Origin of the sequence: Hwanghaeella sp. (genome assembly GCF_965227365.1) — a bacterium.
Lineage (GTDB): Bacteria > Pseudomonadota > Alphaproteobacteria > UBA8366 > Aestuariispiraceae > Hwanghaeella.
On sequence record NZ_OZ245754.1, the window covers coordinates 3053112 to 3076002 of the forward strand.

Sequence of the window (22891 nt, forward strand, 5' to 3'; positions counted from 1 at the left end):
CCCATAACCGATTATAGGAAGGACAACGTCATGCCCCTGGATTATGCCGCTTTGAAGGAAGGAACGACCACACACCAGCATTCGCCCGGCGAGATCGTCGAACTGGCGGTGCCCGAGGACGAACGGGTCTGGGTTCCCCAAGCCCCGAATGTCTGGTTTCGCCCGCTTTTCCTGAATACGCTGCAAGGACAATGGTGCAATCTGCTGCGGGTGAAGAAATCGGGTATCCTGTCACGTCACCTGCATCCGGCGCCGGTCCACGGCTTCGTCATCAAGGGAAAATGGTACTACAAGGAGCACGATTGGGTCGCCGAGGAAGGCGCCTATGTCTTCGAACCGCCGGGCGAAACCCATACCCTGGTCGTGCCTGAGGATTGCGAGGAAATGATCACTTTCTTCAACATCACAGGCTGCATGTATTATGTAGACGAAGAAGGTGAGAATATCGGCTACGAAGATGTCTTCACCAAGATCGATATGTGCCGCAAACATTACGATGAGGTCGGCTTGGGCGCCGATTACGTCGATCAGTTCATCCGCTGACCGGCGGCGGCACTGCCCGCGTCATGAAGAAATAGCGAACCTATAATCGGGAGGAAACCAACATGGAGCGCACCGACAAGACCTATAGCGGAAGGCCCAGGAGACTGCGCAGCCAGGAATGGTGGGACAATCCCGACAACCCGGGCATGACCGCCCTTTACATGGAACGCTATCTGAACTTCGGCCTGACGCGGGAAGAGATCCAGTCCGGCAAGCCGATCATCGGGATCGCCCAGACAGGCAGCGACCTCAGTCCCTGCAACCGGCACCACTTGGACCTTGCCAACCGTACGCGGGAAGCCATCCGCGCCGCCGGCGGCATCTGTTTCGAGTTTCCGGTTCATCCGATCCAGGAAACCGGCAAGCGCCCCACCGCGGCGCTTGACCGGAATCTTGCCTATCTGGGCCTTGTCGAACTGCTCTACGGCTATCCGATCGATGGCGTCGTCATGACGACCGGTTGCGACAAGACCACGCCGGCCTGCCTGATGGCGGCAGCGACGGTCAACATCCCGGCGATCGTATTGAGCGGCGGCCCCATGTTGGACGGTTTCTATCGCGGCCAGGAACTGATCGGATCCGGCACCGCCATCTGGCAGGCCCGCAAGGACATGTCCGCCGGCAAGATCGACGAAAATACCTTCATGGAAATCGCAGCGGCCAGCGCACCGTCGGTCGGCCACTGCAACACAATGGGTACGGCGTCCTCCATGAACTCGATGGCAGAAGCGCTCGGCATGTCCCTGCCCGGTTGCGCCATGATCCCCGGCCCCTATCGCGAACGCGGGCAGATGGCCTATGCCACCGGCCTGCGCATCGTGGAGATGGTCAACGAGGATCTGCGCCCGTCCGACATCATGACGCGGGAAGCCTTTGAAAACGCAATCCGGATCGTCACGGCCCTCGGGGCCAGTTCCAACTGTGTCTGGCATCTGATCGCCATCGCCCGCCATATGGGCGTGGAACTGACGGTCGACGATTGGCAGACCTATGGCGAAGGCGTGCCGCTGATGGTCAACATGCAGCCGGCGGGCAAGTATCTGGGCGAAGCCTTCCACAAGGCGGGTGGTGTGCCGCCGGTGATGCGGGATCTGCTTGAACACGACAAGCTGAACGGCGGGGCGATGACGGTGTCCGGCAAGACAGTCGCGGAGAACGTGGCCGATGCGGAAAACTTCAACCCGGAAGTCATCTATCCCTTCGAAAAGCCGATGATGAAGGAAGCCGGTTATGCCGTATTGCGCGGCAACTTCTTCGACACGGCGGTGATGAAGATTTCAGTCATCGGGAAGAAGTTCCGTGAGAAGTACCTCTCCCGTCCCGGGCTCGAAAACATAATGGATGCTCGCGCCATCGTCTTCGAAGGGTCGGAGGATTACCACGACCGGATCAACGACAAGTCGCTGAATATCGACGAGAACTGCATCCTCTTCATCCGCGGGACCGGCCCTCTGGGTTGGCCGGGATCGGCGGAAGTGGTGAACATGCAGCCGCCGGATGACCTGATCAAAGCCGGGATCGACGAATTGCCGGTCGCCGGCGACGGCCGCCAGTCCGGCACCAGCGGCAGCCCGTCCATCCTGCACATTTCCCCCGAATCCGCGATCGGCGGCGGTCTCGCCCTGCTTCAAACCGGCGACATGATCCGTCTGGACCTGAACAAACGAACCCTGGATATCCAGATCGACGAGGCGGAAATGGAAAGCCGCCGCGCCAGCTATGTTCAGACGGATCTGGAAAGCCAGACGCCGTGGCAGGAAATGTTCCGGTCCATGACGGGTCAGTTGGAAACCGGCATGGTTCTGGAAAACGCGGTCAAGTATCAGCGGATCAGCCAAACGCGCGGTCTGCCCCGCGACAATCACTGATCCCGCATCGCTAAGGACGGGTCGTGCGCGATACGGTTCAGGATCTGCTCATCGCCATCGCGGGGGGCGCCTTCGATCAGCACGACCGCGTCCTGGAGATTCTGCAAGTGGCCTTCGCCGAGCAGGACGGCATCGTCGATCCCCCCTCCTCCGTCACGCGGATGACGGTGGAGGGCGTGATCGAAGATGCCCGAGCCGGCGACTTACTGACCGCGGAAACGCCATCCGGCGAGATTGTCGGCTGCCTGTTTACCAAAATTGAGGAGGATGCCGACGGCGCCATCCTCTATGCTTATCATTTTGCAGTCGATCCTGCACATCAGGGACAAGGCATCGGGCATCGCCTGTTTGATACGGTCGTCACGCTGGCCGAGGCACGGCGGGCGAAACGCCTTCGGGTCATGTCCCGGATCGAGTTGAAACGGGTCCATACCTTCTTCACCAATATTGGATTTCGCCAGATCGGCACCTTCACCCATGAAGGCTTCGACCGCCCGACATCGCTCAGATTCGAAAGGCCGCTCTAGGCCACCGCCATCCGTGCGATGATCTCGTCCCTCGTCGCATAAGCGGTCTGCGCGCCCAACCGGGTACAGGCAAGCGACGCACCGGCGGCGGCGAATTGCAGGGCTTCAGGCAGTTCCATTGCATGCCCGTCAATGGCCGCGGCCAGGCATCCGCAAAACGCGTCACCCGCGCCCGTCGTATCGACGATGTCGACATCCAGCGCCTTGCCGGTTAACGTCCGCTTCTCGTCGGCACAGACATAGCCCTCACCGCCCAATGTGATCACTGTCGTCGGCCCCAATGCGGAAAGCGATCGGGCCAGACCTTCCGGATTTTCGACCGGCAAATCGATGTGACTCGCAAGCGCGGCCGCCTCGCCTTCATTCATGACAAGGATATCGATGTCGGAGAGAAATCGCGGGTCAACCGGGCCGAAAGGCGCAAGGTTCAGAATGACCTTCGCCCCGCGTTTCTTCGCGATGGTCAATGCGTCCCAGTTTGACTGATGCGGAATTTCCATTTGCATCAACAACACCCCGCCGGGCGCCAGATGATCGCCTGTCAGGGTTGGCGCCAGGCCGTTGGCGTTGGAGGCAACAACTATTCGGTTCTCGCCCGCTGCGTCGACCATGACGCTGGCAATCGCCGTCGTCGCCCTCGGAAGCACGGCGACACCACGCGTATCCACCCCTGCTTCCCGAAATGCGTCCAGGGGGATGATGCTCAACCCATCCGCGCCGACCGCGCCGACCATATAGACCGAACCGCCGGCGCGCGCCGCGGCAACGGCCTGATTGGCGCCCTTGCCGCCCGGGGAAGGTACAGCTTCCGGCGTCAGGACGGTTTCGCCCGCCGCGGGGAACCGGGTCATCTTGCTTACGATATCCAGGTTGATGGATCCGTAGACAGTGATCATCGCGGCGGCGTCCTTGTGGTCGGCAGGACCTAACGCGGGATGACGTTTCGGTCCTGGAATTCCTTGAAGATACGGAGGAACATTTCCTCGGAATCGATACAGTCCTGGAAGCCCGCCTGACGAATCTTGATCGTCGAGGTCATGACGTCCCAATCGGTTCCGAACACATAGTCAGCGAAGGGCCAGGCCGCAATGTCCGCATAGGGCACTTTCTGCAAACCGTGCTTTTCGACGATGCGGTTCCAGACCGGTTCCTTGTCGGCCATGAATTCCGTCAGGGAAATCGTCTGCACATCCTCCATCGGTAGATCGAAGAACTTCGCGAAGGTCGGCCAGACATTCTTCCAACGGAAAAAGTCGGTATTGGTCACGTTGAAGACCTGGTTTGCGGCAGCGCCGTCGGCGTTGTTCGCGCACCATTCCATGGATCGGGCAAGCAGGTGAGAATCCGTTACCTGATAGACGGCTTCGTAGGCACCACGTTTGCCGGGGAAACGGAAGGGCATTCCCAGTTCCTTGGAAATGGCGGCGTAGACGGCGATACAGGTCGTGATATTCATCGGGTTGCCCAACGCGAAACCGCAAACCGTCTGCGGCCTCGAGGTGGACCAGGTCCAGGTCTTGCCCTGCTGGAAGTCGCGCAGCCAGTTCTCCTGATCCCAATAGAAGTTCGGCAACATATGCGGCGGGTCGTCTTCCCGGGCCGGTGTCTTGAACGGGCCGAGATGGGAACCGTAGATCTTGTTGCCCTGGACCAGATGGACATGTTTCAGATTCGGGGACTTGGCCGCGATCGGCTCAACCGAATTAACCAGCATGGCCAGGTTCGGCGCACCGTGTTCCGCCCAGGTCGGCCGGGCCTGAAAAGCCGTGTAGAAGATGTGGGTCACATCCGTCAGGTGGGCCAGTTTCGATTCCGCATCTGCCCGGTCCAACAAATCCACCGAAATGAATTCCGCCGGCACCTCGAAATCCGGTGAACGACGGGAAAGGCCGACGATCTCCCAGCCGCCGGTTTCCGCCAAATGGTTCATCAGGTTGCGTCCGATTACGCCGAGCGCCCCTACGATGACTGCCTTGTTAGCCATTCTTTACCCCCCAATTTGCACGCGTTCCGCTGCGGAAGCGGCTATACGTCCACATAATCCGCGATATAGGCCCGAACGATGTCGTCCAAACTGTTGTCATGCGGCAACCCAAGGGCCAGAGCCCGGTCAGCACCGGCCGCCCGTGGCCAAGTCTTCACGATCTCCTGAATGAACGGATCCGGTTCCACCGTCAGTTTGCCCAAGGGGCGATCACCAGCCACACGTTCCAACGCCGCCATCAATTCGGCGACCGTCGCGCTGGTGCTCGGCAGGGTAAAGGCACGATCGTCGCCAATGGCGTCGCTGTCGGCTTCATACAAAGCCAGAATACCGTCGACCACGCTGCGATATCCGATCACCGGGTGCCGTACATCGGTCGGGACCGGAATCTTGCAGTCGACACCCGCCAGCGGTTCCCTGAACATGCCGCTGAAAAAACTGCTCGCCGCGGCATTCGGTTTGCCGGGCCGGATAATCACCGTCGGCAGACGCGCGCTGCGTCCGTCGAGGAAACCCTTCCGCGTATAGTCGTTCAGCATCAGTTCCACGACGGCCTTGGTCATGCCGTAGGTCGTCTGCGGCGTCTGCTTGACCAGATCGCCGACGACATCCGGCATCGCCGCCCCGCCGAACGTGGCGATCGAACTCGTGAACAGGACGCGCGGCCTGGATCCTTGCGCGCGGCAGGCCTCCAGCACATAGCGCCCGCCGTCCAGGTTCACCCGCATGGCAAGGTCAAAGTCCTTCTCGCCACCGCCGCTGACCACGGATGCGAGGTGGAAGACACCGATATCCGGCCGATCGATCAGGGCATCCACTGTCGCCTTGTCTGCGATTTCGCCCTGGCGCATGGTGACCCGATCATCCAATCCGGCCGGCAGCTCGGGCGGCAGCGCGACATCGAAAAGAACAATCTCGTCGACCTTCTCCTGTGCGCCGGAAGGACCGGCCACGGTTCCTTTTTCCAGAAGCTTGCGTGCCAGCCGCGTTCCGATGAATCCGGTGCCGCCGGTGATAACTATCTTCATCGCCTCTCCCCCTTCAGATCCGCCCGGTTGGGCTTTGTATCGTTCTTGCGGGCATGTTCATCCCGTCGCACCTGCGGTGCGTGAAAACATCATAGGTATAGAAGTTAGGGGGGCAACGGGGCGGAGGCCGGATTATCCGACCTCAGGCGGAATTCACTATTGACCGGAAATCATCGCATCGGGCGAAGACGGTCCGGCAACGGCCATCCCGCGCAGGCCTCCCCATTCAAGCGGGACCGCACGGCGATAGGCCGTTCCGAGAATCGGTTCGTTCAGAAAGGAATCATAAAGGCAGGCCGGACCAATGGCATTGCCCTCAACAATACCGATCAAGTCCGGCAGGTCCTATTACGCTTCCTTCAGGCCGAGCATGTTCTGCCGCAGGTTCAATACCTGGGCGCACATGTTCAGGTTCAGTTCAATCACGCGCTGTTCCAGCACATCGTCACGATTCGCCCGCAGCGACAGGCAGGCCTGTCGCATGAATTCGCCGATGCGGATCAGCACCTCCGACATTTCGGTGGAAACGGTCTTGTCCAACTGACCCGGCAAATAATTCGCCACGAACCGCCAGAAGAAGACGTTCGCGTCGAGTATGGCATGCCAGGTCTCGGTATCGACATCGCTCACGCGGGCCGTTTCGAATTTCTTTGCCAGATCCAGAAACGGTTGCGCCAGGTCGTCGATCAGGTGCTCCTCATCGGCTGCACGGGAGAACCCGACATCCGGATCCGCTTCTGCGGGGCTGTCTTTACGTATAAGCATTGTTCAATCCTCCTGCGGAATTAGCCGCGTCAATCAAGCAAGCAGAATCCATGCCAAACGCCGAAAACCCATTGAACAGACAATACTTATAATGCGGCGCAACGCGGCCTATTCACAAAATTCACGAATAGGTCCGTATTTCGGCAAAAATCAGCAAATTAACGTCTGGCCAAACCAGATTTGCGGTGCCACTCTAATTCCCAGGCGGAAAGCTGGCGCCAGGTTACTCAGGGCAAAAGATCCAGAGGGCACGGGCAAAACCACCAGCAGACCGGCTTTAAGCTAGGGGGCTTCTAAACTTGACCGATTGCATCGCAGTCCATCTTTCCCGGAGTCTGTCGACCCGGAATCCATTGGACGGAACACCGCTAGGTCGGTCGGGCGTTGAAGTCGCGTAGGTACATAACCGAGGAAAATAGGGGTAACTGCATAATGAAGCTCAAAACCCTTCTGACTGCGAGTGCGGCAACGCTGCTGTGCTCCACCGTTGCGAGCGCTGGCACGCTCGACGACGTGAAGGCAAAAGGATACATCGACTGCGGCGTGACCACCGGTCTCGCCGGTTTCGCGTCGCCGGACGATAAAGGCGAGTGGGCCGGTTTCGACGTCGATTTCTGCCGCGCCATGGCGGCGGCCGTTCTTGGCGACGCCAAGGCGGTCAAGTTCACGCCGACCACCGGTAAGACGCGTTTCCCGGCGCTGCAGTCCGGCGAAGTCGACGTTCTGGCCCGTAACACCACCTGGACGTTCAGCCGTGACACCGACCTCGGTTTCGAGTTCGTCGGCGTCAACTACTATGACGGTCAGGGCTTCATGGTGAAGGCCGATCTCGGCGTCAAATCCGCCCTGGAACTGGACGGCGCTTCCGTCTGCATCCAGACCGGCACGACGACCGAACTGAACCTGGCCGACTATTTCCGCGCCAACAACATGTCCTTCACGCCGATCGTTATCGAGGACAACGCCGAAGCCCGCCAGAACTATGAAAGCGGTGCTTGCGACGTTTACACGACCGACCGTTCCGGCCTCGCCGCGACGCGTGTCGTTCTCGCGAACCCGGATGAGCATGTCGTTCTGCCGGAAATCATCTCAAAGGAGCCGCTCGGCCCGCTGGTTCGCCACGGCGACAACCAATGGGGTGATATTGCCCGCTGGACGTTGAACGCGATGGTCACGGCCGAAGAACTGGGCGTCACCGCGGCCAATGTCGGCGAGATGAAGAACTCCAACAACCCGGAAATCCGCCGACTGCTCGGGACGGAAGGTGATCTGGGCGCGATGATCGGCCTCGACAACGAATGGGCTGCGCGTGCAATCGCCGCCGTCGGCAACTACGGCGAAAGCTATGACCGCAACATCGGCCCGAATACGCCGCTCGGTCTGGCCCGCGGCGTGAACGCGCTGTGGACCAAGGGCGGGATCCTGTATTCCCCGCCGTTCCGGTAAGATTGATCTTATCGAACGAGGCTGTTGTGAATTAGCCTAAGTGCGAGGCGGGTCTTCGGTGCAACCGCGCCGACGGCCCGCCTCGTGCCGTTTCAGACCTCGGTTTAGGGACTATCCCTGTCAGTCTGAGAATTTCGATCAGACACCCATACCGAGAACGTCCGTTAAGTTTTGAACCGTATCGTTATTTGTTTGTCGATTTTTCACGGCTTTTCGTGTTGGGGAGGGAAGAATGGACAGGCCGGGCCGCATATAAGGCGCCCAGCCGGAAATGAGAACCGAAGGCCTGCAGTATAGATGGGTCGGTTACTCGCATTAAACGAACAGGTTTTTGGGTGACGTAGAGGCGAGGTACAACAATGGCGGTCGAAGCCGAACGCGCCGGGGGCGGCGTAAATTGGTGGTACGACAAACGCACGCGCGCAATCATCATGCAGGTCGTGGTGATTTCGCTCTTCGTGGCATTTGTCGCCTATATCGTAAACAATACAGCAACGAATATGGAATCGCGGGGCCTGAATCCGGGCTTCGAATTCCTTGGGCAGATTGCCGGCTTCATGCCGACTAGTCCCACCTTCAACCTCACTGATTTCGACGTGAATTCATCGACCCACTGGGACGTCTTCGTCCTGGGTTTGGTGAACACGCTGCTGATATCCGCATTCGGCGTCGTTTTGGCGACGATTGTTGGGTTCGTCATGGGCGTGCTGCGCCTCAGCAAGAACCCGCTGATCAATTTCCTGGCATCCTGCTATGTCGAGATCATGCGGAATATCCCGCTGCTGCTGCATATCTTCATCTGGTACTTCGCTGTCTGGCTGACATTGCCGGAACTCTTCGAAACCGTCGACGGCAAGCGGGAATTGGCCGCGTTCAACGTTTTCGGCCTGGACCTGATCTATATCTCCCAGCGCGGCATCAACTATCCGTCTGCAATCCTGAACCCGGGCTGGCAGGCGATACCGATCGCGTTGGCGATCGCCATCGCCGGCATCGTCTTTCTGGCCAGATGGGCAAAGAAGCGCCAGGACGCCACAGGACAGCCCTTCCCGGTATTCTGGACCTCCATCGCCATGCTGATCGTCTTCCCGCTCATCGGTTATGCCGTGACCGGCGGGCCGATCGGTTGGGACCTTCCCGAGGCCGGCCGCTTCAATCTGCGGGGCGGCGCGACACTTCCCGGCGGTATGATGGGCCTGTTGCTGGCCTTGGTCGTGTATACCGGCGCTTTCATTGCCGAGAACGTCCGTTCCGGCATCCAGGCGGTCAGTCACGGACAGACGGAGGCGGCATTCGCACTCGGCCTTCGGCCCAATGTGACGATGCGCAAGGTCATCATTCCGCAGGCGATGCGCGTCATCGTCCCGCCGATGACCAGCCAGTATCTGAACCTGACCAAGAACTCGTCGCTCGCGGTTGCCATCGGTTATCCCGATCTGGTCAACATCTTCACGGGCGTCTCTCTCAACCAAACCGGTAACGCGGTGGAAATCATCGCGATGACGATGGCGGTGTATCTGACGATTTCGCTCACGATCTCGCTGTTCATGAACTGGTACAACAAGCGCGTCGCGCTGGTGGAGAGATAAGCCATGTCAAAAGAAAGCATCGCTTACGTCAGAACGGAACTTCATCCGACCCTTCCGCCGCCGGCGAGCGAAGTCGGCCCCATCCATTGGATTCGGGTGAACCTGTTCAGCACCTGGTATTACGGAGTTGGGACGGTGATTTCGGCGGTCGTGATCGCCTATCTCGCCTGGGGTATCTTCGACTGGGCCGTCCTCACAGCGGTCTGGGAGGCCAAGGATTTCCAGGATTGCCTGGAACGTTATGTCGGTGAACCGGTCGGTGCCTGTTGGGGTTTCGTCGACGCGCGGTTCGATCAGTTCATGTACGGACCATATGATCCGGCATCCTATTGGCGCCCGAACCTGACCGGTCTCCTGCTCATCATCGGGCTGCTTCCCGTCATGTTCGACAAGATCCCGGGTCGGAAAATTGCCGGCCCCTTGATGATCTTCGTCTTCCCTTGGGTCGCCACCGCGCTTCTGCACGGGCCGATCGAGATGACGACCCTGCAATCCACACTGGGGATCATCATTTCCGTGGTTCTGTTGGTGGGCGGTCTGTTTCTGGGCTATCGCGGCACGCAGACACTTAATCCCGGTCAGACGATGTTGGGTTTCGGCATCGCCTATGCAATCGCTGTGATGTACTTCCTGGCCTTCGGGTTCGGGTTGGAGGTGATCCCAACGAACAAGTTCGGCGGTTTCATGCTGACCCTGGTTTTGTCGGCGGTCGCAATCGGCGTATCCCTGCCACTGGGCATTGTGCTGGCATTGGGACGGAGGGCCAACAACATGCCGTTGATCCAGATGCTCTGCATCGGGTTCATCGAACTGATCCGGGCCGTTCCGCTGATCACGGTCCTGTTCATGGCCCAGTTCATGTTGCCGCTGTTCCTGCCCGAGGGCATGGACTTCGACAATCTGGTCCGGGCGCTTGTCGGTCTGTCGCTGTTCTCCTCAGCCTATATGGCGGAGGTGGTGCGCGGCGGCCTGCAAGCCATTCCCAAGGGACAGTTCGAAGCGGCCGATGCACTCGGCCTAAACTACAACATGTCGATGCGCCTGATCGTTCTGCCCCAGGCCTTGAAGATCGTCATTCCGAACATCGTTTCCACCTTCATCGGTCTGTTCAAGGACACGACGCTGGTATCGATCATCGGTCTTCTCGACTTGTTGCTGACCATGAAACAGTCCGTCACCTCGACCCAGTGGTTGGGCATGGAACACACGGGCTATATCTTTGTTGGATCAATCTACCTGGTCTGTTGTTTCGGGATGTCGCGTTACTCGATCTATCTCGAGAAGAAACTGCACACCGGACACAAGCGCTAGGATTAGGAGGGTAGAGTTATGGCTGAAGCACAAGCACCCGCAATGAACATTTCCGATGAAGTCGCCATCCATATCAACGCGATGCATAAATGGTATGGTGAGTTCCATGTCCTGAAGGACATCAACCTGACCGTCCATCGCGGCGAGCGGATCGTCATCTGCGGGCCGTCCGGATCGGGCAAGTCCACGATGATCCGTTGCATCAACCGGCTGGAAGAACACCAGCAGGGCGACATCTTCGTCGATGGGATCGAACTGACCAACGACCTGAAGAACATTGACGCAATCCGCCGCGAAGTCGGGATGGTGTTCCAGCACTTCAACCTGTTCCCGCATCTGACCGTGCTGGAAAACTGCGTACTTGCGCCGATCTGGGTGCGCAAGACGCCGCGGAAGGAAGCGGAAGAAGCCGCCATGCACTTCCTGGAAAGGGTCAAGATTCCGGAACAGGCGATGAAATTCCCCGGTCAGCTTTCCGGTGGTCAGCAGCAGCGTGTTGCGATCGCCCGGTCGCTTTGCATGAACCCGGCAATCATGCTGTTCGATGAGCCGACCTCGGCCCTCGACCCGGAAATGATCTCGGAAGTTCTGGATACGATGATTGACTTGGCCGAATCCGGTATGACCATGTTGTGCGTGACCCACGAAATGGGTTTCGCGCGCAAGGTGGCAAACCGCGTCATCTTCATGGATGGCGGGCAGATCATCGAACAGAATGAACCGGAGGAGTTTTTCAACAATCCGCAGTCCGAGCGCACCCAGCTCTTCTTAAGCCAGATCCTGCATCACTAGGTCGTAGCCACATGGCAGCTGGCTCCCTCGCGATGCAGAGGGGAGGTCTGGCTTGAGGGCGGGCGGACGTAGCTTGTTGCTGCGTTCGCCCGTTCCCTTTTGGGGCCGCCTCCGGCACATCCAGACCGCAACCATCAAGGCAATGAGGTAAAATAGTGAAGATCGCAGTGTTCGGCGCCGGCGCAATCGGCTGTTTCGTGGCGGGCATGATGGCCCGGGCAGGTCTGTCTCCGACATTGATTGCGCGCGGCGCGATGCTGGAAGCCGTCCGCCGCGACGGCCTGACCGTCAACTTCGAGGGCCGTGACTTCACCGTTCCGTTGCAGGCCACGGACGACACCGCCGCCGCTGGCCCGCAGGATCTTGTCATCCTGACCACCAAGGCGCATCAGATCATAGACGCCCTGCCCGCTCTCACTCCGCTGATCGGCCCGGAAACGCTGGTCATGCCGGCGATCAACGGCATTCCCTGGTGGTACTGCAAGGGCCTGACCGCTCCGGGAACGGAAAAAATCGCCGGTCGCGACCTTGCCAGTTGCGATCCTTCCGGGCGCATCGATGCCGTGATCCCGGTCAACCAGGTCCTTGGGGCTGTGGTCTATCTGGCTGCCTCCATTCCGGAGCCGGGACGCGTCGACACCGTGGGCCCCAAGACCCTGCTGGTCGGCGATGCCGGTCACGGGAATGCTGAGATGGCGCGGAAAGTCGCGGAACTGCTCTGTCTGTCCGGATTCGAAGCGCCTGTCGTCGACGATATCCGCGCCGCGGTCTGGACAAAGCTTTGGGGAAATGTCCACTCGAACCCGCTCTCCGTCGCAACCATGGGAACGATGGAACAGATCTGTTCCGACCCGCAGGTATCCGATGTCAGCCGCCGGATAATGCAGGAAACCGAAGCGGTCGCGAATGCCGTCGGCGTCACCTTCCCCATGACGATTGAGGACCGGTTGATAGAAGGCGCAAAGCTGGGCCCATTCCGGACCTCCATGCTGCAGGACTTCGACAAGGGCCGACCCATAGAACTGGATGCCATTCTCGGGGTCGTATCGGAAATCGGCGGCCTTATGGGCATCGAGACACCGGCGATCGATATGCTCTACGCCATCGTCAAGATGCGGGCCTCGGTCGCGGGTTGTTACGAACCGCCGATGTAAGGGCATTTTCCCTTTCCCGGCGTTGACGCTGTTGCGTTAAAAGCGCAGACTTCGCCGCAACGCAAAATACCAGACATCATCATGACCACGGTTCCCGCCCGCCTGCCGATCGCGGCTTACATGCTCGTTGCGGCAATGCTGTTGACCGGGGGGACAGGTGCGGCACGCGCCGCCGACGGCGGTCTTACCTTTTTCCGTATCGGTACCGGCCCCACCGCGACGGCGTCCTACGCGCTGGGTACGGCGATCTCTGCCGGCATCAGCAAACCGCCGCGCAGCCCCGCCTGCGACGCCGCGCGCGTCTGCGGTGTGCCCGGCCTGATCGCCGTCGCACAGTCGACCGAGAGCGGCCTTTCCGCCGTTCGTTCCATGCTGGACGGAGACCTAGAGTCGGCGATCGTTCCATCGGACATCGCTTATTGGGCCTATACCGGCGGCGGCCCCTTCGGCGATCTCTTTCCGGTCGACGACCTCCGTATCATCGCCAATCTCGTTTCCTTCGTTCTCTATATCGTGGTCGATGCGGATTCGGACATTCGGACGATCAGCGATCTGGCCGGTAAGAAGGTATCGCTTGGAACCGAAGGGTCCGGCGCCCTGTCCACCGCCGTCAACGTGCTGGACGTATACGGCATTCCATTGGACCAGGTCGAAGAGAGTTACTTGAAACCCGGCCCGGCGGCGGACGCCCTTGCCGCCGGCCAGATCGACGCCTTCTTTCATATTGGCGCGGTGCCCGACCAGGTCATAAAGGATCTTCAGAAAGAAGTACCGCTTCGCCTTCTGTCGATCGACGCGGCGGAACTGGAAAGGCTCTACAATCAATATCCCTTCATCACGACAACGGTAATTCCCGAAGGAAGTTTCGGTCAGCCGAGTCCGACGGCCAGCATCAGCATCAGTGCGAAATGGGTCACCCTGGCGCGGCAGCCGGAAGATCTGATCGCCAAGATCACCCGCGCTTTATGGCGGGGCGATACGCGCAGGATCTACGAACGCAATACGCCGGATGCAAAATTCGCGGATGAAAGCCGCGGCGCTTGGTCTATCGGGATCCCCCTGCATCCTGGGGCTGCGGCCTACTACCGGGACGCCGGGGACAAGGCCCGCGATACCCTGAAAACACCGCCGAATGACGCGGTTCAGTCGAAGGCGCCGGATCAGAAAAGCGACAGCTGACCCCTGTCCTGTTTGGACTGCTTGTCCGCCGCCTCTTCCTTGCCTGGGGTCGCTTTGCCATCGGTTTGATCATATGACTGATCGGTCCCCGGCCCCTCTTCCGGCATTTGAACCGGATCCCAGAGATCGGGCCCGTCATTTCGGACATTGTTGACCCGGTTGCTGATTGGACCGGACATAAGGCCTCGCGGCCCGCTATAGGGACGCAGCAGCTTCTGGGCGGCTTCTTCCGCACCGGTCAGCCAAGTTTCAAAGCCATCCTGGTCCAGGATCACCGGCATGCGGTGATGAATATCTTCAATCGCGGGTGCGGCATCGGTCGTGACGATCGTGCAACTCTCGATCTCGCTGCCGTCCGGGGCCAGCCAGTCTTCCCAAAGAGCCGCAAAGGCGAAGGGTTCACCGTCGTCGAATGTAATCCGGAAGGCCTGTTTCGCGCCGTTGATGGTCTTCCATTCATAGAAACTGTCGGCTGGGATCAGACAACGGCGGCGGCGAAAAGCTGCACGGAAAGCGGGTTTCTCGGTGATCGTTTCGGCCCTGGCATTGATCATCTTTGCCCCGATCGAGGGTTCCTTCGCCCAGGACGGGATCAATCCCCAGCGGGCCAGGAACGCATCCCGCGTGCCTTCCGTCCCCTGTCCCGGGCCGACATCAACGCCTTCCTTGCCCGGTTTCGCGGCCCGTACGGTCAATACCGCCTGGGTCGGCGCAATGTTGTAGCGCGCGGGAAGGTTCGGAATTTGTGAAAAGCCGAACAGGCGGCGAATGCCTTCTACTGGAGTCGTCAGCGAGAATCGCCCACACATGGCTCGATATTCCTCCGGTCAAATCGCCTGGCCATACGCCTGATCGCGCCGGTAGCGCGAATCGGCGGCATGGTCGTACGGTGGTCCTTCCGTGGCAACCGGTAATGCGTCGACAGGCAGGATAATAGCCCTGACCGCAGGCCCGCCCAGGGTTATTCAAGCGGGTCGACGAAGCGCTTCTGCAACAGTCCGCAGAAAACAGATTTTCACCGGCAGATTTCCCGGAAGTTTTCATAGAAACCGTTTTGACACATTTTCGAGATCGCTATATCTTGGGAAACATAACGAAAGGGCCACAGGATGTTGTAGGCTTCGTGGGATTATCCACAGGCCCGAACCTGTGAATCCCGGGGAAAACCCGGGCAAACGGCCCCGAAATGCCGGTCTCCGGCGGGCACCAATTGTGGATAACGGGTTGAGTGAAATGAGAGGGGAACAAGGTCGTGCCTGACGGATTAACAGAATCGTTTCAGCAAACACGGTCGGCGCCCGATGGCGACGACGTTGCCGCCGGTTCCGGCGCCGGTGAAGTAGCCGCCGAAACAGCGGATCTGTTCGCGGGCGATTCCGATCCCGCTCCCGCGCCCCGACAGGCCGGGGCGACGGCGCATGACGACGAACTTCCCGGCGAAACGCGCGAGTTGAAACAGAACGAGCGCGGCATTCGCGTTCACGTCGACCATTCACGCGACGCCCTGCTGACGGCATTTGGCAAGGAAACCCTCGTCGACCGCTATCTTCTGCCGGGAGAGACCTTTCAGGACCTCTTCGCGCGCGTCGCCATGCATTACGCAGACGACTCCGACCACGCGCAGCGGCTCTACGATTATATCTCCAACCTATGGTTTATGCCGGCCACCCCGGTTCTGTCGAACGGCGGGACCAAGCGCGGCCTGCCGATTTCCTGTTTCCTGAACGAAACCGAAGACAGTCTGGAAGGCATTGTCGGTCTGTGGACGGAAAATGTCTGGCTGGCGGCGCGCGGTGGCGGTATCGGCAGCTATTGGGGGAATCTGCGTTCCATCGGTGAGACCGTTGGCCGGAACGGCAAGACGTCCGGCGTCGTGCCGTTCATTCGCGTCATGGATTCGCTCACGCTGGCGATCAGCCAGGGCTCCCTGCGCCGAGGATCCGCGGCGGTCTATCTTCCCATCTGGCACCCGGAGATCGAGGAATTCATCGAAATTCGCCGGCCGACCGGCGGCGATCCGAACCGCAAGGCGCTGAACCTGCACCACGGCGTGCTGATCCCGGACGACTTCATGCGCGCAGTCGAGGAAGACGGCGAATGGGCCCTGACAAGCCCGAAAGACAAGTCTGTCGTCCGCAAGGTCCGTGCCCGCGATCTTTGGATCCGGCTGCTGACCGCGCGGATCGAAACGGGTGAGCCCTATATCATCAATATCGACCACGTGAACCGGAACCTGCCGGAGCACCAGAAGCTGCAAGGCCTTCAGGTCAAAACCAGCAATCTCTGCTCCGAGATCACGCTGCCGACAGGGATCGACCGCTTCGGTCAGGATCGCACGGCCGTGTGCTGCCTCTCCTCCCTCAATCTCGAGAATTTCGAGAAATGGGAAGGCGAGGAGCAATTCATTCCCGATGTCATGCGGTTCCTGGACAACGTCATTCAGGACTTCATCGACACCGCGCCGGACGATTTCGCGCGCGCCAAATATTCCGCGATGCGCGAACGGTCCGTCGGGCTGGGCGTTATGGGTTTCCATAGCTTCCTGCAATCGAAGGGCATTCCTTTCGAAGGCGTGATGGCGAAGGTCTGGAACAAGAAGATGCACAAGCACATCCGCGAACAGGCGGATGTGGCGAGCGTCCAATTGGCCGAAGAGCGCGGCGCCTGCCCTGACGCGGCCGACTACGGCATCATGGAACGCTTCTCCAACAAGCTGGCGATCGCACCGACGGCCTCGATCTCCATCATCTGCGGGGGGGCAAGCCCGGGGATCGAACCGATCGCAGCCAATTCCTATACGCACAAGACGCTGTCCGGGTCGTTCAACGTCCGGAACAAGTATCTGAAGCAGTTGCTGCAGGAGAAAGGCAAGGATGACGACGACACCTGGTCTTCGATATCCGTGCATGAGGGCTCTGTGCAACATCTCGACTTCCTGACCGATGACGAGAAAGACATTTTCAAGACGGCTTTCGAATTGGATCAGCGCTGGGTCGTGGAACACGCGGCCGACCGCGCGCCTTTCATCTGTCAGGCACAGTCGATCAACGTGTTCCTGCCCGCGAATGTGCATAAGCGGGACCTGCACCAGATCCATTACCAGGCATGGAAAAAGGGCGTTAAGAGCCTTTACTACTGCCGCTCAAAATCCATCCAGCGCGCCGAGGCCGGCGCCGAGCACAGCAAGCGGAACGACGGCGGCGTCGCGGCCGTTCCTTTGATGGGCCGGGTGAACAGCGGCGAACGGCCGGCCGACCTGTCCGGAAACACGAACGATTACGAGGAATGCCTGGCCTGCCAATAGGCGCGGGTCTTTGGCGGCCGGTGATATACCGGCGAGAGGGAGTTTATCTGCAATGTCGTTGTTGGACGCGAGCCCGGTCTATAAACCGTTCAGCTATCCCTGGGCCTATGAGGCCTGGTTGACCCAACAGCGCATCCACTGGCTGCCGGAAGAGGTCCCCCTGGCTGACGACGTCAAGGATTGGCACAAATCCTTGACCGAGGCGGAACGCAACCTGTTGACGCAGATCTTCCGGTTCTTCACCCAGGCCGATGTAGAAGTGAACAACTGCTATATGCGGCATTACTCCCGTGTCATACAGCCGACCGAGGTGCAGATGATGCTGGCCGCCTTCTCCAACATGGAGACGGTTCATGTCGCGGCCTACAGCCATCTGCTCGACACGATCGGCATGCCGGAAACGGAGTACCACGCCTTCCTCGACTACAAGGAGATGAAGGACAAGTACGACTACATGCAGAAATGGGGCGTTGAGACCAAGGAAGATATCGCCAAGACCATGGCCGTCTTTGGCGCCTTCACCGAAGGCCTCCAGCTTTTCGCCAGTTTCGCGATGCTGATGAACTTCCCGCGTTTCAACAAGATGAAGGGCATGGGGCAGATCGTCAGCTGGTCCGTCCGCGACGAGACGCTGCATACCCAGTCGATCATCAAACTGTTCCGGACATTCGTAAGCGAAAATCCGGAGGTTTGGACTGAAGAATTCGAACGCGACCTTTACGTCGCCTGCAATACGATCGTTGAACACGAAGATGCGTTTATCGATCTCGCTTTCGAATTGGGCGCCATCGAGGGTCTGACGGCGGGGGAGGTCAAGCAATACATCCGGTATATCGCCGATCGGCGCCTGGGACAGCTTGGCCTGAACCCGATTTACGGCGTCGAACGGAATCCGCTGCGCTGGATGGATGAAATGTTGAACGGCGTGGAACATACGAACTTCTTCGAAAACCGCGCGACCGAATATTCGAAGGCTTCCACCCAAGGCACCTGGGACGAAGCTTTCAATTGAGGGCGGACTTATTTTAGGGGACTGCAATCCTGGCGGCAGGTCCGCTGCGTATTGACCCCTGTACCAACGCGGCATGCGTCGCCGCGACTGGCCCGGCGCCGCCGCAACGGCCCGGGCTGATTTTTTCCACCTTCGACCGCTTTCCCCTCGAGCTCATTTTCCCCCCGGGCGAAAATTTCTGGGTTCCGCCCGGAACCGCCGTTCGTGATTGATTCTCCCTGAGCAATGCGCGCCGCGGCGGGAGACGTAGATGCAGATACAATGCGAAGCCGGCCCCTTTTCAGGATGGGCGGAGGCATACCAACGGGACGGTTTCGTCGGAAATGTTCCGATACTGACAGCGGCGCTGGCTGCACGGCACCGCGATGAATTCGAACGAGCGGAAGCGGCCTATGGGGCGCCGCTCCACTATGTCAGCAAGATCCATACGATCTTTATGTCTCCCTTGGACCTAGTCACCTCCCCCACCGTCCTGAACATGGTCACGGCGTTGATCGGCCCCGACATCCTGCTGCTGGACGTTACCTATATCGTCAAGGAACCGTGTTCCCGGAGCTTCGTCAGCTGGCACCAGGACCTGACCTATTGGGGCTTGGATGGCGGTAATCAGGTGTCGATGTGGTTGGCCCTGTCACCCGCCACCGAGGAAAGCGGGTGTATGCGGATGGTGCCCGGCAGTCACCGGCTCGGGCAACGCGCCCATGCGGACCGCCCCGCCCCGGACAATGTCCTGTTTCGCGGGCAGGAGGTCGACGGCATCCGGGAAGAAGACGCCGTCCTCCTTCCCCTGCAGCCGGGGCAGGCTTCGTTTCACCACGGTTGGACACTTCATGCTTCGCTCCCCAATCGCAGCAATGACCGGCGTATCGGATTGAACGCTCAGTTCATCACCCCGGACGTACGGCCCGCCATCGGCCAATCCGAGACCGCCATGCTTGTTCGCGGCGAAGACCGCTTCAGGCACTTCCGGGAAGAAATTCCGGCTAATGGCGATCTATCCGCGGAACGTCTGGAACGGCATCGGAAATTGGATGACGAAATGAAGGAAACATGGCGGAAAGCTTGATTGCAGAGATGCTTTAGATTCCCTTTCCGCGTCAGCGAGCCCACCCGCTTTGAAACGAAACGCATCGTATCTTTTCCCAAAAACGGGAAGCATCGCCTTGCGCCCTGCCACGACAAGGTTAGTATTCAGGTAATGTAATAAACTAATGAGCAACAACACCCCCGGCAGGTGGTATTGTCTTCGAAACCCTTCCCAAAAAACCCACAGGCACCGTTCCATGAACGCTGATGGCCCGCAACGCGGTCGCCAATATGACAGGATGCGAACCTATACCATTCGCGTTCTGGTCGACGGCGAACTCTATGATATAGAGGATATATCAGTGTCCGGTTTTCTTTTGTCGAAGGGGCCGGACTGGATGGTGGTCGGTCAAGGGATCAGTTTCCATTTCGTCGTCGACGTGGACGGCGAAGATACCTATATCTCCTCGAACGGGACGGTCGTTCGGACGCAAGAGGGCAAGCTCGCCGTGCAATACATGGCGCCGCATCCGAAATGGGAAAAAATCCTTACCAACCATCTTGCCCAGTTCGGCTGACCCGGACCGGTCGTTAATTCATCCCTGCCCGGTTTTGCCTTAGCGCCGCGACAGCCTTATCGGCTGCCGTTTCCGACCCCACGTCCCTGCCTGATGTTCAAACACGCCGTCGATGGCCGTGCCGCAGGCCGTGCAATGGCCGCCCTGACCCAAACCTGCATTGTCGATGCCCCACTGGGTGATGTCGTACCAATCCCGGCCGATCAGCTTTTCGCCGCAACCGGGACAGTAGGTACTACCCGTCGCCTCGTCGTGAATGTTGCCCGTATAGACGAAGTTCAGCCCTGCCTCCCGGCCAATCCGGTGGGCGCGGAATAGCGTTTCGGGCGGGGTCGGCGGCGTGTCCTGCATTCGGAAATCCGGATGGAAGGCGGAAAAATGCAGCGGCACGTTGGGCCCCAGATTTTCCCGCACCCAGGCGGTTAGCGCCTTCAGTTCCTCATCGCCGTCATTCTTGCCCGGGATCAACAGGGTCGTCAGTTCCAGCCACGCATCCGTCTCGTGCTTGATGTAGACCGCCGTTTCCAGGACGTCCGTCAGGTGCGCAGTGCACAGGGAATGATAGAAATCTTCGGTAAAACCCTTCAGGTCCAGGTTTACCGCGTCCATGGCGGCGAAGAATTCGCGGCGTGCTTCCGGCTTGATATAGCCTGCCGTGACCGCGACGTTCTTCAGACCACGTTTGCGGCATTCGGCGGCCACGTCTACCGCATATTCCAGAAAAATCACCGGGTCGTTGTAAGTATATGCAACGGAACGACAGCCCGCCCGCAAAGCCGCCTCGGCAATCTGTTCAGGCGACGCCACGTCCATCAGGCGGTCCATCTGCCGCGACTTCGAAATTTCCCAGTTCTGGCAGAACTTGCAGGTCAGATTGCAGCCCGCCGTGCCGAAGGAGAAAACCGGTGTGCCGGGAAGAAAATGATTGAGCGGTTTCTTTTCGATCGGGTCGACGCAAAATCCGCTGGACCGACCGTAGGTCGTCAACACCATGCCGCCGCTCTGCGCGGCACGAACGAAACAGAGCCCCCGTTGTCCATCCCGCAGCTTGCATTCGCGCGGGCACAGGTCGCATTGAACGCGACCGTCTTCCAGTTTCTGCCAATAGCGGCCCGGTACGGTTTCCTCGCCGTCGGGCAATTCAGCAAGTTCCATGTCTGCCTCTGCCTTCCCGTTCAGAGTACCAATGTCCTGGCGAACGCCTATCGCAGCTTTGCCGCTTGACCTATACTCGTACGATACTACCTGGGTTAATAACCATAATATAGTTACGGGATTTTGTTTTCGCCATGTCCGTTGTGCGCCCGCCGGCAGTCGCCGGCATATTCTATCCGCGTGACAGCGCGGGTTTGAGCCAAACCGTCAGCCAATTGCTGCAGGACGGATTGAAGGCGCGGCAGGACCGAAGCGACCGGCAAAGCGGCTCCCTGCCCGCGCCCAAGGCCCTGATCGCACCGCATGCAGGCTATGTGTTCTCAGGCATTCCCGCGGCGCGGGCCTATGCGGAACTGGCCCCGATCCGCGATACGATCAAACGGGTCGTCATGCTGGGGCCCGCGCATCGTGTCGCAATCCGCGGCCTTGCCACGACAAGCGCCGATAGCTGGCAGACGCCCCTTGGTCCCGTTCGGATCGACCGAGAGGCAATCGATGCCGTATCCGGCCTACCACAGGTTTCGATCGATGATCGCGCCCATGCGCAGGAACATTGCCTGGAAGTCCATCTGCCGTTCCTGCAACGCATCCTGCCGGACTTCACCGTAGTTCCCTTCGTTGTCGGAACCGCCGGACGAGACGAGGTGGCAACGGTTCTGGATGCCCTTTGGGGCGGGCCGGAAACCCTGATCCTGATCAGTTCCGACCTCAGCCACTACCATTCCTATGCCGAAGCCGTACGGATGGACAGCGAAACGGCGCAGGCGATCGAAGAGCTTGATGAGAAGCGCATCGGTCAGGAGCAGGCCTGTGGACGCATCCCGATATCCGGCCTGCTGGCCAGCGCCCGGCAGCATCATCTGCGGCCCGAACGGATCGCACTTTGCAATAGCGGCGACACCTCCGGCGACAAGAGCCGCGTGGTCGGTTACGGCGCCTGGGTGTTCCGCCCGGAAGAGGACTCGGCCCGCGACTCGACGGAGGATCGTGCCACCGTTGCCGATCAGGCCACGCTCGATCGTCACAGGAAAGAATTGCTGCAACTGACGGCGCGCAGCATCCGCTACGGTTTCGACAGCAATACGCCGCCGAGCATCGCCGTCCGCACCTTTGCGCCGGAATTGCAGCAGGAGCGCGCCACCTTCGTGACGCTGGAACATCAAGGACAACTGCGCGGCTGTATCGGCAGCATTGTCGCCAACCGTCCGCTGGTCCAGGACCTTGTGGAAAACGCCTTCCGGGCGGCTTTTCGCGACCCCCGATTCCCGAAATTGACGCCCGCGGAGGCAGACGGCCTGACCCTTTCCTTGTCGATTTTGAGCCCGATGGCGCCGATGCAGATCAAGGACGAAGCAGACCTGCTGGCCCAACTGCGCCCCGGCGAGGATGGATTGATGATTCAGGACGGGGACAAACGGGCCGTCTTTCTGCCCCAGGTCTGGGACCAATTGCCCGACCGGCGAGACTTCCTGAGCCGGTTGAAAACGAAGGCCGGCATGCCACCCAGCCACTGGTCATCAGGCTTCCGGGCCTGGAGTTTTTCGGTGAATAAGTTGCCGCCGGTGGATTTCGCGGCCGCCGAGAGTGGCACCGCGTAGCTCCCTTGGGTTTGCAGGCATGGCGAGTCCTG

Annotated in this window: 20 protein-coding genes; 14 read left to right on the forward strand and 6 right to left on the reverse strand. The window is 59.6% G+C overall.

Translation table 11 applies throughout. The features are described from left to right. Positions 1-30 precede the first annotated feature (30 nt). The 3 genes from ACQK2G_RS13970 to ACQK2G_RS13980 all read left to right on the forward strand — a co-directional run bounded on the left by ACQK2G_RS13970 (position 31) and on the right by ACQK2G_RS13980 (position 2938). Entirely contained in the window at positions 31-543 is a 513-nt protein-coding gene (locus tag ACQK2G_RS13970) for a 2,4'-dihydroxyacetophenone dioxygenase family protein (protein WP_425405650.1), read from the forward strand. 62 nt (positions 544-605) lie between these two features. Beyond that, positions 606-2411 carry an IlvD/Edd family dehydratase gene (locus ACQK2G_RS13975; RefSeq protein ID WP_425405651.1) on the forward strand — a complete coding sequence of 602 codons (1806 nt, stop codon included), beginning with the start codon at positions 606-608 and terminating at the stop codon, positions 2409-2411. A 23-nt stretch (positions 2412-2434) separates the two neighbouring features. Continuing rightward, positions 2435-2938, forward strand: a complete 504-nt coding sequence (locus ACQK2G_RS13980; RefSeq protein ID WP_425405652.1) for a GNAT family N-acetyltransferase — start codon at positions 2435-2437, stop codon at positions 2936-2938. Here ACQK2G_RS13980 and ACQK2G_RS13985 read toward each other — a convergent pair. The 4 genes from ACQK2G_RS13985 to ACQK2G_RS14000 all read right to left on the reverse strand — a co-directional run bounded on the left by ACQK2G_RS13985 (position 2935) and on the right by ACQK2G_RS14000 (position 6715). Next, positions 2935-3834, reverse strand: a complete 900-nt coding sequence (locus ACQK2G_RS13985; RefSeq protein WP_425405653.1) for a ribokinase — start codon at positions 3832-3834, stop codon at positions 2935-2937. The genes ACQK2G_RS13980 and ACQK2G_RS13985 overlap by 4 nt on opposite strands. A 29-nt stretch (positions 3835-3863) precedes the next feature. Beyond that, positions 3864-4922 (reverse strand): SDR family oxidoreductase, encoded by a 1059-nt coding sequence (locus tag ACQK2G_RS13990; RefSeq protein ID WP_425405654.1) that lies wholly within the window; start codon positions 4920-4922, stop codon positions 3864-3866. 41 nt (positions 4923-4963) lie between these two features. Continuing rightward, positions 4964-5950 carry a D-erythronate dehydrogenase gene (gene denD, locus ACQK2G_RS13995; RefSeq protein ID WP_425405655.1) on the reverse strand — a complete coding sequence of 329 codons (987 nt, stop codon included), beginning with the start codon at positions 5948-5950 and terminating at the stop codon, positions 4964-4966. A gap of 348 nt (positions 5951-6298) precedes the next feature. Then, positions 6299-6715: a hypothetical protein gene (locus ACQK2G_RS14000; protein ID WP_425405656.1), complete on the reverse strand. Its 417-nt coding sequence runs from the start codon at positions 6713-6715 to the stop codon at positions 6299-6301. A 432-nt stretch (positions 6716-7147) separates the two neighbouring features. Between ACQK2G_RS14000 and ACQK2G_RS14005 the strand changes: the two genes are divergently transcribed. The 6 genes from ACQK2G_RS14005 (at position 7148) to ACQK2G_RS14030 (ending at position 14186) form a co-directional block, all read left to right on the forward strand. Further along, positions 7148-8161 (forward strand): amino acid ABC transporter substrate-binding protein, encoded by a 1014-nt coding sequence (locus tag ACQK2G_RS14005; protein WP_425405657.1) that lies wholly within the window; start codon positions 7148-7150, stop codon positions 8159-8161. A gap of 359 nt (positions 8162-8520) precedes the next feature. After that, entirely contained in the window at positions 8521-9750 is a 1230-nt protein-coding gene (locus tag ACQK2G_RS14010; RefSeq protein ID WP_425405658.1) for an amino acid ABC transporter permease, read from the forward strand. 3 nt (positions 9751-9753) lie between these two features. Continuing rightward, positions 9754-11061, forward strand: coding sequence for an amino acid ABC transporter permease (locus tag ACQK2G_RS14015; protein ID WP_425405659.1), 1308 nt, complete (start codon positions 9754-9756; stop codon positions 11059-11061). Positions 11062-11103: 42 nt separating this feature from the next. Next, a complete protein-coding gene (locus ACQK2G_RS14020; protein ID WP_425407645.1) occupies positions 11104-11853 on the forward strand; it encodes an amino acid ABC transporter ATP-binding protein in 750 nt (249 codons plus the stop codon). 155 nt (positions 11854-12008) lie between these two features. Beyond that, a complete protein-coding gene (locus ACQK2G_RS14025; protein ID WP_425405660.1) occupies positions 12009-13007 on the forward strand; it encodes a ketopantoate reductase family protein in 999 nt (332 codons plus the stop codon). 81 nt (positions 13008-13088) lie between these two features. Next, positions 13089-14186 carry a TAXI family TRAP transporter solute-binding subunit gene (locus tag ACQK2G_RS14030; RefSeq protein WP_425405661.1) on the forward strand — a complete coding sequence of 366 codons (1098 nt, stop codon included), beginning with the start codon at positions 13089-13091 and terminating at the stop codon, positions 14184-14186. On the opposite strand, the gene ACQK2G_RS14035 is transcribed toward ACQK2G_RS14030, so the two are convergent. Beyond that, positions 14168-14995 (reverse strand): SOS response-associated peptidase, encoded by an 828-nt coding sequence (locus tag ACQK2G_RS14035; RefSeq protein WP_425405662.1) that lies wholly within the window; start codon positions 14993-14995, stop codon positions 14168-14170. The two genes, ACQK2G_RS14030 and ACQK2G_RS14035, sit on opposite strands and share 19 nt — an antisense overlap. A 641-nt stretch (positions 14996-15636) precedes the next feature. Here ACQK2G_RS14035 and ACQK2G_RS14040 point away from each other — a divergent pair. From ACQK2G_RS14040 to ACQK2G_RS14055, 4 genes are all read left to right on the forward strand, one after another. After that, positions 15637-17490, forward strand: coding sequence for a ribonucleoside-diphosphate reductase subunit alpha (locus tag ACQK2G_RS14040; protein ID WP_425407646.1), 1854 nt, complete (start codon positions 15637-15639; stop codon positions 17488-17490). 52 nt (positions 17491-17542) lie between these two features. Then, the gene (locus ACQK2G_RS14045; protein ID WP_425405663.1) at positions 17543-18502 is read left to right on the forward strand and encodes a ribonucleotide-diphosphate reductase subunit beta; all 960 of its coding nucleotides are present in this window, start codon (positions 17543-17545) and stop codon (positions 18500-18502) included. 250 nt (positions 18503-18752) lie between these two features. Next, positions 18753-19568 (forward strand): phytanoyl-CoA dioxygenase family protein, encoded by an 816-nt coding sequence (locus ACQK2G_RS14050; protein ID WP_425405664.1) that lies wholly within the window; start codon positions 18753-18755, stop codon positions 19566-19568. A gap of 217 nt (positions 19569-19785) precedes the next feature. Next, positions 19786-20106 carry a PilZ domain-containing protein gene (locus ACQK2G_RS14055; RefSeq protein ID WP_425405665.1) on the forward strand — a complete coding sequence of 107 codons (321 nt, stop codon included), beginning with the start codon at positions 19786-19788 and terminating at the stop codon, positions 20104-20106. Between the two features lie 39 nt (positions 20107-20145). On the opposite strand, the gene amrS is transcribed toward ACQK2G_RS14055, so the two are convergent. Next, positions 20146-21261 carry an AmmeMemoRadiSam system radical SAM enzyme gene (amrS, locus tag ACQK2G_RS14060; protein ID WP_425405666.1) on the reverse strand — a complete coding sequence of 372 codons (1116 nt, stop codon included), beginning with the start codon at positions 21259-21261 and terminating at the stop codon, positions 20146-20148. 134 nt (positions 21262-21395) lie between these two features. On the opposite strand from amrS, the gene amrB reads away from it, so the two are divergent. Then, positions 21396-22859: an AmmeMemoRadiSam system protein B gene (gene amrB, locus ACQK2G_RS14065; RefSeq protein WP_425405667.1), complete on the forward strand. Its 1464-nt coding sequence runs from the start codon at positions 21396-21398 to the stop codon at positions 22857-22859. The last annotated feature ends 32 nt before the right edge of the window (positions 22860-22891 follow it).

Coding starts and splice junctions, on each gene's coding strand:
- ACQK2G_RS13970 (WP_425405650.1), top strand. CDS start 31: ATGCCCCTGGATTATGCCGCTTTGAAGGAAGGAACGACCACACACCAG.
- ACQK2G_RS13975 (WP_425405651.1), top strand. CDS start 606: ATGGAGCGCACCGACAAGACCTATAGCGGAAGGCCCAGGAGACTGCGC.
- ACQK2G_RS13985 (WP_425405653.1), bottom strand. CDS start 3,834: ATGATCACTGTCTACGGATCCATCAACCTGGATATCGTAAGCAAGATG.
- ACQK2G_RS13990 (WP_425405654.1), bottom strand. CDS start 4,922: ATGGCTAACAAGGCAGTCATCGTAGGGGCGCTCGGCGTAATCGGACGC.
- denD (WP_425405655.1), bottom strand. CDS start 5,950: ATGAAGATAGTTATCACCGGCGGCACCGGATTCATCGGAACGCGGCTG.
- ACQK2G_RS14000 (WP_425405656.1), bottom strand. CDS start 6,715: ATGCTTATACGTAAAGACAGCCCCGCAGAAGCGGATCCGGATGTCGGG.
- ACQK2G_RS14005 (WP_425405657.1), top strand. CDS start 7,148: ATGAAGCTCAAAACCCTTCTGACTGCGAGTGCGGCAACGCTGCTGTGC.
- ACQK2G_RS14010 (WP_425405658.1), top strand. CDS start 8,521: ATGGCGGTCGAAGCCGAACGCGCCGGGGGCGGCGTAAATTGGTGGTAC.
- ACQK2G_RS14015 (WP_425405659.1), top strand. CDS start 9,754: ATGTCAAAAGAAAGCATCGCTTACGTCAGAACGGAACTTCATCCGACC.
- ACQK2G_RS14020 (WP_425407645.1), top strand. CDS start 11,104: ATGAACATTTCCGATGAAGTCGCCATCCATATCAACGCGATGCATAAA.
- ACQK2G_RS14030 (WP_425405661.1), top strand. CDS start 13,089: ATGACCACGGTTCCCGCCCGCCTGCCGATCGCGGCTTACATGCTCGTT.
- ACQK2G_RS14035 (WP_425405662.1), bottom strand. CDS start 14,995: ATGTGTGGGCGATTCTCGCTGACGACTCCAGTAGAAGGCATTCGCCGC.
- ACQK2G_RS14045 (WP_425405663.1), top strand. CDS start 17,543: ATGTCGTTGTTGGACGCGAGCCCGGTCTATAAACCGTTCAGCTATCCC.
- ACQK2G_RS14050 (WP_425405664.1), top strand. CDS start 18,753: ATGCAGATACAATGCGAAGCCGGCCCCTTTTCAGGATGGGCGGAGGCA.
- ACQK2G_RS14055 (WP_425405665.1), top strand. CDS start 19,786: ATGAACGCTGATGGCCCGCAACGCGGTCGCCAATATGACAGGATGCGA.
- amrS (WP_425405666.1), bottom strand. CDS start 21,261: ATGGAACTTGCTGAATTGCCCGACGGCGAGGAAACCGTACCGGGCCGC.
- amrB (WP_425405667.1), top strand. CDS start 21,396: ATGTCCGTTGTGCGCCCGCCGGCAGTCGCCGGCATATTCTATCCGCGT.